Here is a 14,921-nt window from a genome sequence, read left to right on the forward strand (position 1 = left end):
CTCGATTCGGTGAGAGTTAATGCAGGCGGGGCGAAGCCCATGCGCATCGCGCGCGGACTTCGCCCCGATGTGAGTGCCGCGGACGCTCAGATCTTCGCGCGAACCAGCGCTGCGAGACGCGCTACACCTTCGTCGATTTTAGCCGGTGGCACCGTGACGAACGACAGACGCAGCGTATTGTGCTGTGCCTCGTTCGCGAAGAACGGGCCGCCCGGCACGAACGCGACGTTCTGCGCGACCGCTTCTTCGAGCAGCTTCATGCTGTCGACCTGCGCGGGCAGGTCGACCCACACGAACATGCCGCCTTCCGGACGGTTCCAGCTCACGCCCTCGGGCATGTAACGCTCGAGCGCGGCGAGCATCGCGTCGCACTGGTTGCGATACAGCTCGCGAATGGTCGGCACGTGCGTGTCGAGGAAGCCGTCCTTGACCACTTCGTGCACGATGCGCTGCGTGAAGCTCGGCGTGTGCAGGTCGGTGGCCTGCTTGGCCTGCACGAGTTTGAAGATCAGCTCTTCGGGCGCGATGATGTAGCCGACCCGCAGGCCCGGTGCGAGCACCTTCGAGAACGAGCCGAGATGGACGATGTGATCCGGCGCCATCGAGAGCATCGTGGGCAGCGGTTCACCCGCGTAGTCGAGCGCGCCGTACGGGTCGTCCTCGATCACCGGGAACGGCGCGGTTTTCGCGAATTCGGCGAGTGCACGGCGGCGCTCGACCGGCAAGCGGCGGCCGGTCGGATTCTGGAAATTCGGTTGCGCGTAGAGCAGGCGCGCGCCTTGGGTCAGCTCCGGCTCGAGCCCTTCGGGGATCAGGCCCTGTTCGTCGGTCGGCACCTGCACGTAGCGCGGCTCGTACATCGAGAACGATTGCAGCGCGCCGAGGTAGGTCGGCGTTTCGACGAGCACCGGACTATCCGGGCACACGAGCACCTTGCCGAGCAGATCGAGCGCCTGCTGCGAGCCGGTCGTGATCAGCACCTGCGACGGGCGGATCTGCGCGCCGTTGACCGAATAGCGTTGCGCGATCCATTCGCGCAGCGGCAGGTAGCCTTCGGTCGCGCTGTATTGCAGCGCCGCGGCGGGCGTGTCGCGCAGGATGCGGTCGGCCGCTTCGCGCATGCGCTCGGCCGGGAAGGTGGCCGGCGAGGGCAGGCCGCCCGCGAACGAAATGACTTCGGGCCGTTCCGTGACCTTCAGGATCTCGCGGATCGCGGAGCTCGTGAGCTTGCGTGCGCGTTCGGACAATTGCCACGTCGGGGCTTTCAGGTCGCTTTGGTCCATGCTCTCCTCTTCCTCTGCTTGGTATCTCTGGAAACGGTCAAAACTACGATTATCGCGCGAATCGGTCACCCCGTCGGTAGGGGCTGCCGATGAGGCTGCCAATGGGGCTTGCCAATACGGGCTTGCCGGTTCGCGCGCTGCTTAGCTGAGGGTTCGCGGACCCTCGGGTGTTTCGAATTCCGCGACGAGCGCCGCGGCGCCGCCGGTGGACTGCACGTCGAGCAGATGCTCGGCGCCGAGCCAGCGCAATTGCTCGCCGATCAGCGCGGCCTGCGGATGCACGGCTTTTAGCGCCTTCAGCGCGAGATTCGCCGGCGCCAGAACCTGCGACGGATGGCAGGCCGAGTCCCATTGGATCAGCGAGGGCAGCACGCCGTCGCCGGCGCCTTGCCAGGCGGGGAACGAGCCGTCGTCGGGGACCGTCAGGCCCCATGTGAAATCGCCGCGCGTCATCGGCACGACCGGCGCAATGCGCTGCGGATACTGCGCCTGCCACGCAGCGAGGCGCTTCGGCCGCTCGACGCGCGCGACCCAGTGCGACAGATAGGGCCCGTTTTCGAGCCGCGCGTGGGTCGCCGGGTCGTCGAGCGCGAAGAGGCGCGGGCGCGGCGTGCCGCTGTCGGCTGCCGCGCGGGTGGCCGCGTGGGTGGCCGCGTGGGCCGCCGACGCGTGCGGGTCGATCGCGATCACTTCGAGATAGACGCCGCCCCACAGGCCCAGCAGGCGGTTGTGCGTGCGCATCAGCGGATGCGCGCCGCCGCCGGCCGGCGCGACCCCGAGTGCATCGGCGACGTACTGCTCGCCTTCTTCGAGAGTGCGGGCGGAAATCACGAGGTGATCGAGGCTGAGCGAATGAGCTGTCATGATGGAGCGGCGCCGGACTGGCGCGAATCGACGGAAACGGTTTTTGCAAAGAGGCCGGTGCGCGCCAGGTGTAAAGGCTGCGCGGCCGGGGCCGTCAGCATAACCGTTTGCCGGATCGGCAGGTCATGCGGATGGCTGGCGGACCGTTGTCCGGTGCGCGCCTGCAACGCGTCTACACTGTGCTTGCGTTGCTTCACCACCCTTCATTCTGCTCAAATGTAACGGTCGCGACCGGCACAGTAACGGTACAATCGACGCGATACTGTTCTGTACAGTTGGAGCCCGTCATGTCCGTCCCGCTTGCCCAGATTCCCGCTCCGCACGATACGGCGTCGCTGACGCTGGTCGAACAGCTCGTCCAGTGGGCGCGCCGCCGCATCGAGGAGCGCGTGTTTCGCCCCGGCATGCGCATGCCGTCCATCCGCAAGCTCGCGCTCGACAAGGGCGTGTCGCGTTTCACGGTGGTCGAGGCGTACGAGCGGCTCGTCGCGCAGGGCTATCTGGAGTCGCGGCGCGGTTCGGGCTTCTACGTGCGCGAGCGCCAGAGCAGTGCGACGGTCAGCGAACTGCATCCGCGCGCCGAGGCGCAGCCGGCACCGGTCACGATCGACGTCGTCTGGCTGCTGCGCAACATGCTGCATACCGGCGCGCGGCCCGAGCGCAGCCCCGGCCTCGGCTACCTGCCGGCGCGCTGGCTCGACGGCGACCTGATCACCAACGCGCTGCGCACGCTCGGCCGGCAAAGCGGCGCACAGATGCTCGGCATCGGCACGGCGCAGGGTTTCCTGCCGCTGCGCCAGCAATTGCAGACGCGGCTCGAGGAGCTGGAGATCGGCGCGGTGCCGGAGCAGATCGTGATGGTGTCGGGCATCACCCAGGCGGTCGATCTGATCTCGCGCATTTATGTGAAGCCCGGCGATGCGGTGATCGTCGGCGATCCGGCGTGGTTCCAGATGTTCGGCTGCTTCGCGGCGCAGGGCGCGCGGCTCGTCGGTGTGCCGTACACGCCGGACGGCCCGGACCTCGACGCGCTCGAAGCGCTGGTGCGGGAGTGGCGGCCGAAAATGCTCGTGATCAATTCGGTGCTGCAGAACCCGACCGGCACGTCGCTGAGCGCGGCGCAGGCGTTCCGCATTCTGCGTCTGGCCGAAGCGTACGACTTCATCGTCGTCGAAGACGACATTTACGGCGACCTGTGTCCGCCCGGCTATCCGGGCACGCGGCTCGCGAGCCTCGATCAGCTAAAGCGCGTGATCTACCTCGGCAGCTTTTCGAAGACGCTCGCGCCGAACCTGCGCGTCGGTTTCATCGCGTGCGCGCCGGAGGTGGCGAGGGTGGTCAGCAATCAGAAAATGCTGGTCGGCATGACGAGTCCCGAGCTCAACGAGCGCGTGATCTACAAGATTCTGACCGAGGGGCACTACCGGCGGCACGTCGAGCGCGTGCGCGCGCGGCTCGACGGCGTGCGCGAAAAGGCCGTGCGGATGCTCGAAAAGACCGGCTTGAAGCTATTTCTGACGCCGACGGCCGGTATGTTCCTGTGGGCTGACACCGGCGTCGACGCGGGCGCGCTCGCCGCGGCCGGGCACGAAGCCGGCTTCCTGCTCACGCCCGGCGGGCTCTTTTCGCCGCAGCAGTCGCCGAGCACGTGGATGCGCTTCAATATCGCCAATTGCGGCGATCCGGAATTGCCGGTGTTTCTGAGCCGTTATCTCGACAGCGTCGCGCGGCGCGCGTCCTGAGGCGCTTGAGCTGCTTGAGCCGTTTGGGTCGCTTGAATCTTTCGAGCCCCTTGAAACCGCGCCGGACCGTCCCCATTTGCGCGAACGATCCGGCGCGGCCCGGCCCGAACTTCGGCGTGAATTTTGGCGTGAACCCTGGCCCGAACCGGGGCCTGAATGCAGGTTTGAATTTCCAGGCTCGAACCCCGGTTCGCCGCTGTCCGAAACCCTATTCGCTATTCGTAACAGAGAGGAAGTCCGACCATGGCACAAGAAACCATGAGCTTTCAGGCAGAAGTGAAGCAGCTTCTGCAACTGATGATCCATTCGCTGTACAGCAACAAGGAAATCTTTCTGCGCGAGCTGATCTCGAACGCGTCCGACGCGGCCGACAAGCTGCGCTTCGAAGCGATCGAAAACAGCGCGCTGTACGAGAACGATCCGAACCTGCGGATTCGCGTGTCGTACGATAAGGCCGCGCGCACCGTCACGATCGACGACAACGGCATCGGCATGAGTCGCGACGAGGCGATCGCGAACCTCGGCACGATCGCGCGCTCGGGCACGAAGGAATTCTTCGGCAAGCTCTCGGGCGACCAGCAGAAAGACGCCGCGCTGATCGGCCAGTTCGGCGTGGGCTTCTATTCGGGCTTCATCGTCGCGGACAAGATCACGGTCGAAACGCGCCGCGCTGGTTTGCCGGCTTCGGAAGGCGTGCGCTGGGAAAGCGCGGGCGAGGGCGATTTCGCGGTCGAGCAAATCGAGCGTGCCGCGCGCGGCACGACGATCACGCTGCATCTGCGTGCCGATGAGGACGAGCTGCTGTCGTCGCACCGCCTGAAGTCGATCATCCAGAAGTACTCCGACCACGTCGCGTTGCCGATCTTCATGCAGAAGGAAGAGTGGGACGCGGAAAAGAGCGAGATGGTCACGAAGGACGAAGACGAGACCGTCAACCAGGCGAGCGCGCTGTGGACCCGCGCGAAGAACGACATCAGCGAAGAGCAGTACAAGCAGTTCTATCAGCACATCTCGCACGATCATCAGGACCCGCTCACGTGGACGCACAACCGCGTCGAAGGCCGCAGCGAATACACGCAGCTGCTGTACGTGCCGGCGCACGCGCCGTTCGACCTGTGGAACCGCGAGCAGCGCGGCGGCCTGAAGCTCTACGTGAAGCGCGTGTTCATCATGGACGACGCCGAACAATTGCTGCCCACGTATCTGCGTTTCGTGAAGGGCGTGGTCGATTCGAGCGATCTGCCGCTGAACGTATCGCGTGAAATCCTCCAGGAAAGCCGCGACGTGAAGGCGATCCGCGAAGGCGTGACGAAGCGCGCGCTGTCGATGCTCGAAGAACTGGCTAACGCGGACAACGACGCCGACAAGGAAAAGTACGCCGGCTTCTGGAAGGAATTCGGCCAGGTGCTCAAGGAAGGCGTTGGCGAGGATTTCGCCAATCGCGAGCGCATCGCGAAGCTCGTGCGTTTTGCGACGACGCATACGGGCACGGCCGAGCAGACCGTGTCGCTGGCCGACTACGTCGCGCGCATGAAGCCCGAGCAGACGAAGATCTATTACGTGACCGCCGATACTTGGCAGGCCGCGTCGAATAGCCCGCATCTCGAAGTGTTCCGCAAGAAGGGCGTCGAGGTACTGCTGCTGACCGATCGCGTCGATGAATGGATGCTGTCGTTCCTCAACGAGTTCGACGGCAAGCCGCTGCAAAGCGTCGCGCGTGGCGACCTCGATCTCGGTGAATTCAACGACGAGGAGAAGCAGGCGCAGGAGAAGGTCGGCGAAGAATTCAAGCCGCTCGTCGAGAAGATGAAGGAAGCGCTCAAGGACAAGGCGAAGGACGTGCGTCTGACGTTCCGCCTGACCGATTCGCCGTCGTGCCTCGTCGCGGACGATGGCGAAATGAGCGGCTACCTGCAGCGCATGCTGAAGGCCGCGGGTCAGCAGGCGCCGGAGTTCCATCCGATTCTCGAAGTGAATCCGGAACACGCGCTCGTGAAGGGCCTGCATGCGGATAGCGCGAATTTCGACGATTGGTGCCATTTGCTGTTCGATCAGGCGTTGCTCGCGGAAGGCGGCGCGCTCGAAGATCCGGCGAGCTTCGTGAAGCGCACCAATGCGCTGCTGCTCTCGCGTGCGGGTTGAGCATGAGTTGAGAGCGTTGATGCCGTTGCTGGATTGACGCTTTGTGCTCGGAAAATGCGCTGCTTCGGCAGCGCATTTTTTTTGCCCTGGTTTTTGTCGGATCGCCTGGCTGCAAAAATTATTGTCGGACCGCGTCGCTATAATCCAGCACCATGCCTATCCGTTTCGATCCCGCCGACGCCCACTGGCGCGTCGCGCCCTTGCCCAGCTTCAGCGCTGCCCAGAAAGACTGGCTGACCCGCGGCGGCTCCCTGACCGCGCATCTGCGCACGCTCGGCGCGGTTGCGGTGCGCGTGACGCGCGAAGCTGTCGCGCTGCCGTGGGCAGACGAGGCCGCCGCGCTTGGTCTCGCGCCGCGCGCGCCGGTGTGGGTGCGGGAAGTGGTGTTGTCGGTCGACGGCGTGCCGTTCGTCGCCGCGCATAGCGTGACGCCGCGCGCGGCGAGCGTCGGCGTGTGGCAGGCCACGCGGCGGCTGCGCACGCGGCCGCTCGCGGAACTGCTGTATAGCGACAGCAGCGTCGCGCGTTCGTCGCTGGTGAGCCGCAGGGTGGGGGCGCGTCATCCGTTATACGGGCTGGCCGTGCGTGAAATCGGCGCGGCGGCCCGGCATGCGCCGCATGTGCTCGTTGCGCGGCGCTCGGTGTTCGAACGGCATGGTGAGCCGTTGATGGTGACGGAGTGTATGTTGCCGGCGTTGTGGGCGTGTTTGCGGGCGTTGGGATCTTCGGGTGAAGAGAGCGGTTCGGCTTCAGGCGAAGACTCCGTGCACGCGGCACACACACCCTATGCCCGCCAGCGCGAGCACGGCCGCCCGCTCGCGCGATGTCGCGGCGAAGGGCATCGCTCATGACGCTCAAGCGCTGCTTTGCGCCGGTCGTCGATGCGCGCACGCGCATATTGATTCTGGGCAGCTTGCCGGGCGAGGCGTCGTTGGCTCACGGGCAGTATTACGCGCATAAGCAGAACAGGTTCTGGTTGCTCGTAGGCAACGTGATCGAACGGGATCTGGTTGGTATGGACTATCCGGCCCGTCTCGACAACCTGCTCGAACATCGCATTGGGTTATGGGATGTCGTGGCGCAGGCGCGGCGTATAGGTAGCCTCGACAGCAACATACGCAACCATGCGACAAACGATCTCATCGCGCTTGTCGAGACCTTGCCGAGCTTGCTTGCCATAGCGTTCAATGGCGGCACGGCTGCGAAGATCGGGGTGAAGGCGCTCGGCGAGACGGCAAATCGATATCAACTTGTGCGCTTGCCGTCGAGCAGCCCCGCACATGCCTCGGTCCCCTATGCTGAAAAACTGGTCGCCTGGCGCGAGTTGCACCGTTATCTGGATTAACTGCCGTGTGCCAGGCGATCAGTCCATCAGGTTGCCGCGTCAAAACGTGATAGCCGCTTTTATCGTTTGCACCGCTGCGCTGTTCAGGAAAATATAGAAATTTTGGGGTGTGGCGTTGCCTGTGTTCGTGATGGCGAGCGTTGTTCCATTGCGAATGACAGTGGCGCTGTCAATCTGACCGTTGGCCTGGTAGAAGACCCGGTATTGAGTCGTTGCTGCGCTGAGCGCTGTATTGGAGACCCAGGCGCGCGTTCCTGCGAGGGTGACGATCTGGCCGTCGCTCAGGTTATATGTCTTGTTGTCGACAGTACTCGCATAAGGAAAGAACGCTTCCAGCGTGGACACGGTCGTGCTGCACGGTGTCACGTTTGTGCCGGTCGTACTCGGCGCTGAGCAATCATTAGCGAGCACCGTGTCGCCAACAACCTGTCGTGTTACCTTCGCATAGGCAGCGCCCGGCTGCCAGCTCATTTGCGTGTTGTAGAGCGATGCGCCGTTGATTGTATTCGTGAGGACGCCTAACGCGCTACCGGCGAACAACTCGGTTGGCGAATTGCCGATGGCACCCGAAAGCGGCACAACCGTGTAGTCCGTTCCCAATAGCGTCATCACCGGTGTCTTCCCATCGGCCGCGAAGTCGGTCTCCTGCACGTTCGGCCCGTTGTAGCTGACCTGTACCTGAGCCGGAACCGCACTGACGACAACCGCGCCGTTGACAAGATAGCGATCGCCGACGAGCGCGGGCACCGGCAGTGCCGGATCGAGTGTGGACGAGCCGGCGGTCAACATTTGCGGACCTGCAACAGCAGGGCTTTGCGTCAAGCTGGAGTTTTGGGTGAAAAAGGCGCTGTTTGGATTGACACTCAATGCGCCGGTGGACGAGGTAGAGAAGGAGAGCGAAGCATGGAGATAATGCGCTCCGCCGTTGCTTGCCAATACGATACTTTCATAGTTCTTCTGAACTGTACTGAGAGTAGGCGTTGTGCTCGATGAACTGCTTCCGCTGCCTCCGCCTCCGCATGCAGATAGCAACAGTGCTCCTGCGATTACGATCGTGCCCGTGGTTCGTCGCGCGTGTTCGTTGTTGTTCATTGTGGTGTTCAGGTTATTGTAAGTATCGCGTGGCGACATATCATCGACGGCTGAGTATGACGTCGCCAACGTGACGATCCGAGGAGTGTCGACGCATCGGGCATTGGTGTCGAGCCAACTTGATTACAAGAAATTTCCCGGGCTGTTTCGATTGTTTGCTGGATCTTCGTTGTCAAATTGACCAAAACACTAACCGCTTCCGGTAACCCGCCGGCGATGTGATCGGATGCGATGAAGTAGGCGTGGCGTATCCGGTTTCGGCAACCTCAGCCTCGGCGAATGCTATGCTCTCGTTCGACCAAAAATTGCGCCTGTGGCGCGACATCCTCACATGACGAAACTGATCAAGCGCGCTTCGGCCGAGGCGCGCGCTTTCCGTAACCGCGATACCGAAACCGTTGGCGGCAAGCAGAAAACCTCACATAAAGCCGCGCAGAATGCCGCGCGCAACGCCAACCGCACCAACCGCGCGAGCCGTGCCGCCGACCACGACCTGCACGACGCACCGCAAATCGACACACCGCGCAAGCCGCGTTTCGCGCCCGTGACGTTCTCCGAAGAGGGCGGCGTGCGCTTCCTGCATTTCGGCACGGAATGGGTGCAAGGTGCGATGCGTCTGCGCAAGCCCGATCACATCGAACTCGAATACGCGCAGCAGATGATGGCCTGGCTGCTGTTCCTCGAAACGCCGAAGCGCATCGTCCAGCTCGGTCTCGGCGCGGCCGCGCTGACCAAATTCGCGCACCGCTTCCTGAAGCGCGCGAAGGTCGAGGCGGTCGAGGTGAACCCGGCGGTCGTCGTGGCCGCGCGCACGATGTTCGAGCTGCCGCACGACGACGCGCGTCTGACCGTCCACGAAGCCGATGCGTGGGACTTCGTCAACGACCGTGCGAACCACGGCACGATCGGCGCGCTGCAGATCGACATCTACGACGCGACCGCGCGCGGCCCGGTGCTCGACAGCGTCGGCTTCTATCGCGCGGCGCGCGCGTGTCTGACCGGTGCGGGCGTCGTCACGGTGAACCTGTTCGGCGACCATCCGAGCTTCGTGCGCAACATGAAGCGTCTGAATGAAGCCTTCGACGGCCGCGTGGTCGCGCTGCCGGAAGTGCACGACGGCAACCGCATCGCGATCGCATTCTCGGGTCCGGCGCTCAACGTGCCGTTCGCCGCGCTCGAGGCACGCGCGAAGCTGATCGAAGCGCAACTCGGCTTGCCGGCGCGCAAGTGGATCAAGGGGCTGCGGGAATCGACGGGGCAGACCGGCGCTTCGTTCGCGATCTGATATCGCTCTTCACGTCCCCGGCTACGCCTCGGGTCGTCCCTGCTTGACCGGGCGTTCGCGGCTCCTATACTCTTTCGAAGCTTTCGGGGCGCCCGTGGCTATCCGCGGGGCGGACCACCCGCTGTGAATTCCACCTCCCGTCGACCACGGGCAGATTATTCAAATAGGAAAGAGGAGACGTCATGGCTCACGACGCCGACGTGAAGAAAGCCAGCAAGCACTGGCTCTGGCTATTATTGCTGCCCTGGTTCGCGATGATCTGGGTGCCGTCCTACAACCGGGTCGAGCCGCAACTGTTCGACTTCCCGTTTTTCTACTGGTATCAGCTTCTGTGGGTGCTGATCAGCGCGGTCATCACCGCGTTCGTCTACTACAAGACCAAATCCCGCTATACGGGTCGCACGAACGGGGGCGCACAACAATGAACCCCATTGCAACTTTCGTCTTCGTTCTGTTTTTCATCGGCGTCACGATTCTCGGCTTCGTCGCGGCCCACTGGCGGCGCGGCGACCTCGCGCATCTCGAGGAGTGGGGCCTCGGCGGCCGGCGCTTCGGCACGATCGTCACGTGGTTCCTGCTGGGCGGCGACCTCTACACCGCCTATACGTTCATCGCGGTGCCGGCGCTCGTGTTCGGTGCGGGCGCAACCGGTTTCTTCGCGCTGCCGTACACGATCCTGATCTATCCGTTCGCGTTCGTCGTGTTCCCGAAACTGTGGAGCATCGCCAAGCGCCACGGTTACGTGACGTCGGCTGACTTTGTCTCGGCGCGCTACGGCAGCCGCATGCTCGCGCTCGCGATCGCCGTGACCGGCATCGTCGCGACGATGCCGTACATCGCGCTGCAACTGGTCGGTATCGAGGTGGTGATCGGCGCGCTCGGCTTCGACACCACGGGCTTCGTCGGCGATCTGCCGCTCATCATCGCGTTCGCGATCCTCGCGGCCTACACGTACACCTCGGGTCTGCGCGCACCGGCGATGATCGCGGTGGTCAAGGACATCCTGATCTACGTGACGATCTTTGCCGCGATCATCGTGATTCCGCCGCAACTGGGCGGCTTCGGCCACATCTTCGGCGCGGTGCCGCCGGCCAAGCTGCTGCTCAAGTCGCCGGACGTCTCGAGCCTGAACGGCTATAGCGCCTACGCGACGCTCGCGGTCGGCTCGGCGCTCGCGCTGTTCCTGTATCCGCACTCGATCACGGCCGTGCTGTCGTCGAAGTCTGGCAACACGATCCGCCGCAACATGGCGCTCCTGCCGGCCTATTCGCTCGTGCTCGGCCTGCTCGCGCTGCTCGGCTTCATGGCGCTCGCGGCCGGCGTGAAGGACATGCCGGAATTCGTGCCGTACTTCAAGGCGTTCGGCCCGAACTTCGCGGTGCCGGCGCTGTTCCTGCACTTCTTCCCGTCGTGGTTCGTCGGCGTCGCGTTCGCGGCGATCGGTATCGGCGCGCTGGTGCCGGCGGCGATCATGTCGATTGCGGCGGCGAACCTGTACACGCGCAACGTGCACAAGGAGTTCGTCAACCGCAACATGACGCATGAGCAGGAGACCAACGTCGCGAAGCTGGTTTCGCTGATCGTCAAGGTCGGCGCGGTCGCGTTCATTCTCGGTTTGCCGCTCACGTACGCGATCCAGCTGCAACTGCTCGGCGGTATCTGGATCATCCAGACGCTGCCGGCCATCGTGCTCGGTCTCTATACGCGCGTGCTCGACTACCGCGGCTTGCTGATCGGCTGGGCGGCCGGTATCGCCACCGGCACGTGGATGGCGATTTCGCTCAAGCTCGCGGGTTCGATCTTCACGATCCACCTGTTCGGCATGGCGATTCCGGGCTATGCGGCAGTGTGGGCGCTGATCGTGAACCTCGTGGTGTCGGTGGTGGTGAGCCTGCTCGTGCGCGCGGCCGGCATGCAGCGCGGCGAGGACCGCACGCGTCCGGAGGACTATCTGGACGTGGTCGAGGGCTGATCCGCCCGCCGTTCCATACTTCGGGAACACGGTGAGAACACGGCGCCCGCAGACGAAAGTTTGCGGGCGTTTGTGTTTGCGGACCACTCCAGGGCAGGATAGCGGAACCGTCCTTCCACACGCTCGCCGCGCGCAGCCATGGCTCCAGCCGATTCTCCCACCGTGATTCCGCGTCGCTCGGCGCTCAGCAAGATGGTGCGTGCGCTGACGTCTCCGTATTACCGCTATCGGCACGCGAAGGTGCTGCACAGCTTGCGCGTTGGCCTTGCATTGCTGACGTCGATCGTCGCGACCACCTGCATCGATATTCCGCACGGCATCTGGTCGTCGGTGACGCTGCTGGTCGTGATCGGCGGTTTGCAGCATCACGGCAATATCCGCAAGAAGGCGGTGGAGCGGGCGGCCGGCACGCTGCTCGGCGCGTCGATCGGGCTCCTGCTGATCGTGCAGCAGAACTTGATCGGCTCGCTGCCGCTCACCTATCTGCTGATGGCGATCGTCGCTTCCATCTGCGCGTGGTTCGCGATCGGATCGAACGGCTATGTCGGACTGCTGACCGCGATCACGATGTGCATCGTCGCGGGCAACGGTGACAATCTGATCGCCGTCGGGCTGTGGCGCACGCTGAACGTGCTGATCGGCATCGTGATCGCGCTGGCGTTTTCGTTCGCGTTTCCGCTGCACGCGACATATTCGTGGCGCTACGGGCTCGCCGCCAATCTGCGTGAATACGCGCGGATTTACGCGCGGCTGCTCGAGGGCGAGACGATCGTCGAGGAGGAGCAGGTCAAGCGCTTCCTGCAGATCAACAAGCGGCTCGTGCAGTTGCGCTCGCTGATACCGTCGGTCGCGAGGGAAATCGACGTGCCGCAGACGAAGCTCGAGGAGATTCAACGGCTGCATCGCTCGGTGCTCAGCGCGCTGGAATTGCTGGCAACGGGGCCGCTGATGAACGCCGACGCGGCGGCGCGCACCGCCTACGCGGCGCAATGCGGTGGCGAAGTGCGCGCCGTGCGCGCGATTCTGCTGTCGACGGCGCGCGGGTTGCGCTTTGGCCGTCCGACGCGGCTCGGCATTCCGGCCGCGGCGCCGCTCGCGAAGCGGCACGCCGATGCGGCGTCGGCGTTGCCGCCCGACTGGCAAGGGCCGTACTGGCTCGGTCAGCGGCTCGCGGAACAGGTGGACCGGCTGCGCGCGCTATTGCTCGAAACCGAGCCGAACTGGAATATCGAGCGGCATGGGCGGAGTTTGGGCAAGGCGTAGGCTCCGGCTTGGGCAGCGGGACTGGCCGTGGCTTGGGTCCACGCCGCTCCGTGCGTCAGACCTGCGGCGGCAGCGTGACCATCCACATCAGGCCGAAGCGGTCGACGACCATCCCGAAGCCCTTGCTCCAGAACGTCTGCTGGAACGGCATCACGACCTGGCCGCCATCGGCTAGCGCGTTGAAGCATTTCTCGCCGGCGGCGCTGTCTTCGACGGTCAGCGACAGGCTGAAACCGTTGAATGGACCGGCTGCGGGATCGCAATTGCCGTCGGAGGCCATCCAGTTGCTCGAACCGAGCTGCACATTCGCATGCATGATTTTTTCCGCGAGTTCGGGGCGCGACGGGTTGTTCGGGTCCGGCGGCGCGTCCTTGAACAGCATCTTGAAGGTCACCTGAGCGCCGAGCTTTTCGCTGTAGTAATTGAGCGCTTCCTCGCAACGGCCGTTGAAAAACACGTAGGGTTGAACGTACATGATCGTCTCCTCATGGGGATCTGGCGCGGGTCCGGCACCGTCGTTCCCCCGCGCGCACGGCGCGGCGGGGACGGGTGTGGAGTCGATTGTAGTCGTATGCCGCGTGCGGTTTGTGACGTTATGTCGTAGGAGGCGGGGGCGGCCGTAGAGCGGCTAAAGGAGCGGCTAAAGTGCCGCTAAAGAGCACCTAAAGAGCCGCTAACGCGCGCTGTAAACGGCGAGCGGCCCTGAACCGCGAGGTTCAGGGCCGCCTGTCATGTGCCGCCTTGCCAGCTTGGGCGACGCATCACGCCGCAAGGCAAACGCGGCACGGCAAGCTACGCTCAGCGCATCAGCGCAGTCCGTCGATCAGCTTTTCCAGCTTCACAGCGTCCGCGGCGAACGCGCGGATGCCTTCGGCGAGCTTTTCGGTTGCCATCGCTTCGTCGTTGACGAGGAAGCGGAACGATTTTTCGTCGACCGGTACTCGCTCGATGCCGGCGTCGTTGGCGAGTTCCGACGACAGCTTGCGCTCGACCTTCTCGTCGCTGTCCTGCAGCTTCTGCAGCAGATCCGGACTGATGGTCAGCAGATCGCAGCCGGCCAGTTCGAGAATCTGCGAAGTGGTGCGGAAGCTCGCGCCCATCACCTCGGTCTTGTAGCCGAACTTCTTGTAGTAGGCGTAGATGCGGCGCACCGACTTGACGCCCGGGTCGTTGGCGCCGCCGTCTTTCGCTTCGTCCCACGCGCTGCCGGCGTTCTTCTTGTACCAGTCGTAGATGCGGCCGACGAACGGCGAGATCAGCTGCGCGCCCGCTTCCGCGCAGGCGGCGGCCTGCGCGAGCGAGAACAGCAGCGTCATGTTGCAGTGGATGCCTTCCTTCTGCAGCACTTCGGCCGCGCGGATGCCTTCCCACGTCGACGCGAGCTTGATCAGCACGCGCTCGCGCCCGATGCCGTGGTCTTTGTAGAGCGCGATCAGTTCGCGGCCCTTCGCGATCGAGCCTTCGACGTCGAACGATAGGCGCGCGTCGACTTCGGTCGACACACGGCCCGGAATGATCTTGAGGATTTCGGTGCCGAAGGCGATCAGCAACTGGTCGATGATCGCGCCGACCGGTTTCGACGCATGCGCCTTCACGGTCTTTTCGAGCAGCGGCCGGTAGTCGTCTTTCTGCACGGCCTTCAGAATCAGCGACGGATTGGTGGTCGCGTCCCGCGGTTTGTATTGTGCAAGCTGCTGAAAGTCGCCGGTGTCGGCCACCACGGTGGTGTATTGCTTGAGTTGATCGAGTGCGGTTGTCATGTTCGAGCCTTCAGGGCGCGTGTGCGCCGTGGTTCAGGGGAAATGAGGTTGCCGCCGTACCGACAGGACGAGCCAGTGGAACCAGCCGGTGCCGGCGGCCGCGGGTCATGCCGCAGCGCGTCCCATGATGTGGCCGGGAAACGCAGCCGGATACTCGTATTCTATGGCGGATC

General features: G+C 64.0%; 14 protein-coding genes. 8 read left to right on the forward strand and 6 right to left on the reverse strand.

Annotated elements, in window-relative coordinates; translation table 11 throughout:
* Positions 1–86: 86 nt before the first annotated feature.
* From B9Z01_RS15480 to B9Z01_RS34875, 3 genes are all read right to left on the reverse strand, one after another.
* Entirely contained in the window at positions 87–1,283 is a 1,197-nt protein-coding gene (locus B9Z01_RS15480) for an aminotransferase-like domain-containing protein (protein ID WP_085484459.1), read from the reverse strand.
* A gap of 141 nt (positions 1,284–1,424) precedes the next feature.
* Complete coding sequence (locus B9Z01_RS15485; protein ID WP_085484461.1) at positions 1,425–2,147, reverse strand: VOC family protein; 723 nt, start codon at positions 2,145–2,147, stop codon at positions 1,425–1,427.
* The gene (locus B9Z01_RS34875) at positions 2,144–2,344 is read right to left on the reverse strand and encodes a hypothetical protein (RefSeq protein WP_208626011.1); all 201 of its coding nucleotides are present in this window, start codon (positions 2,342–2,344) and stop codon (positions 2,144–2,146) included. Before B9Z01_RS34875 ends, B9Z01_RS15485 begins: the two co-directional genes overlap by 4 nt.
* A 90-nt stretch (positions 2,345–2,434) precedes the next feature.
* Between B9Z01_RS34875 and B9Z01_RS15490 the strand changes: the two genes are divergently transcribed.
* The 4 genes from B9Z01_RS15490 to B9Z01_RS15505 all read left to right on the forward strand — a co-directional run bounded on the left by B9Z01_RS15490 (position 2,435) and on the right by B9Z01_RS15505 (position 7,376).
* A complete protein-coding gene (locus tag B9Z01_RS15490; RefSeq protein ID WP_085484463.1) occupies positions 2,435–3,889 on the forward strand; it encodes an aminotransferase-like domain-containing protein in 1,455 nt (484 codons plus the stop codon).
* Between the two features lie 243 nt (positions 3,890–4,132).
* Positions 4,133–6,031 carry a molecular chaperone HtpG gene (htpG, locus tag B9Z01_RS15495; protein ID WP_085484465.1) on the forward strand — a complete coding sequence of 633 codons (1,899 nt, stop codon included), beginning with the start codon at positions 4,133–4,135 and terminating at the stop codon, positions 6,029–6,031.
* 152 nt (positions 6,032–6,183) lie between these two features.
* Positions 6,184–6,882, forward strand: a complete 699-nt coding sequence (locus B9Z01_RS15500; protein WP_085484467.1) for a chorismate--pyruvate lyase family protein — start codon at positions 6,184–6,186, stop codon at positions 6,880–6,882.
* Positions 6,879–7,376 carry a DNA-deoxyinosine glycosylase gene (locus B9Z01_RS15505; RefSeq protein WP_085484469.1) on the forward strand — a complete coding sequence of 166 codons (498 nt, stop codon included), beginning with the start codon at positions 6,879–6,881 and terminating at the stop codon, positions 7,374–7,376. The genes B9Z01_RS15500 and B9Z01_RS15505 overlap by 4 nt, the downstream gene beginning before the upstream one ends.
* A gap of 39 nt (positions 7,377–7,415) precedes the next feature.
* Here B9Z01_RS15505 and B9Z01_RS15510 read toward each other — a convergent pair whose 3' ends face one another.
* A complete protein-coding gene (locus B9Z01_RS15510) occupies positions 7,416–8,468 on the reverse strand; it encodes a hypothetical protein (RefSeq protein ID WP_085484471.1) in 1,053 nt (350 codons plus the stop codon).
* Positions 8,469–8,799: 331 nt separating this feature from the next.
* Between B9Z01_RS15510 and B9Z01_RS15515 the strand changes: the two genes are divergently transcribed.
* The 4 genes from B9Z01_RS15515 (at position 8,800) to B9Z01_RS15530 (ending at position 12,988) form a co-directional block, all read left to right on the forward strand.
* Positions 8,800–9,753, forward strand: a complete 954-nt coding sequence (locus tag B9Z01_RS15515) for a class I SAM-dependent methyltransferase (RefSeq protein ID WP_085484473.1) — start codon at positions 8,800–8,802, stop codon at positions 9,751–9,753.
* 182 nt (positions 9,754–9,935) lie between these two features.
* The gene (locus B9Z01_RS15520; protein ID WP_085484475.1) at positions 9,936–10,178 is read left to right on the forward strand and encodes a DUF3311 domain-containing protein; all 243 of its coding nucleotides are present in this window, start codon (positions 9,936–9,938) and stop codon (positions 10,176–10,178) included.
* Complete coding sequence (mctP, locus tag B9Z01_RS15525; RefSeq protein WP_085484477.1) at positions 10,175–11,725, forward strand: monocarboxylate uptake permease MctP; 1,551 nt, start codon at positions 10,175–10,177, stop codon at positions 11,723–11,725. The genes B9Z01_RS15520 and mctP overlap by 4 nt, the downstream gene beginning before the upstream one ends.
* Before the next feature lie 138 nt (positions 11,726–11,863).
* Positions 11,864–12,988 carry an FUSC family protein gene (locus B9Z01_RS15530; RefSeq protein WP_208626014.1) on the forward strand — a complete coding sequence of 375 codons (1,125 nt, stop codon included), beginning with the start codon at positions 11,864–11,866 and terminating at the stop codon, positions 12,986–12,988.
* A gap of 55 nt (positions 12,989–13,043) precedes the next feature.
* On the opposite strand, the gene B9Z01_RS15535 is transcribed toward B9Z01_RS15530, so the two are convergent.
* Positions 13,044–13,463: a VOC family protein gene (locus B9Z01_RS15535; protein ID WP_085484479.1), complete on the reverse strand. Its 420-nt coding sequence runs from the start codon at positions 13,461–13,463 to the stop codon at positions 13,044–13,046.
* A gap of 331 nt (positions 13,464–13,794) precedes the next feature.
* Positions 13,795–14,748, reverse strand: a complete 954-nt coding sequence (gene tal / locus B9Z01_RS15540; protein ID WP_085484481.1) for a transaldolase — start codon at positions 14,746–14,748, stop codon at positions 13,795–13,797.
* Between the last annotated feature and the right edge of the window lie 173 nt (positions 14,749–14,921).

Source organism: Paraburkholderia susongensis (genome assembly GCF_900177725.1).
Classification (GTDB): Bacteria; Pseudomonadota; Gammaproteobacteria; order Burkholderiales; family Burkholderiaceae; genus Paraburkholderia; species Paraburkholderia susongensis.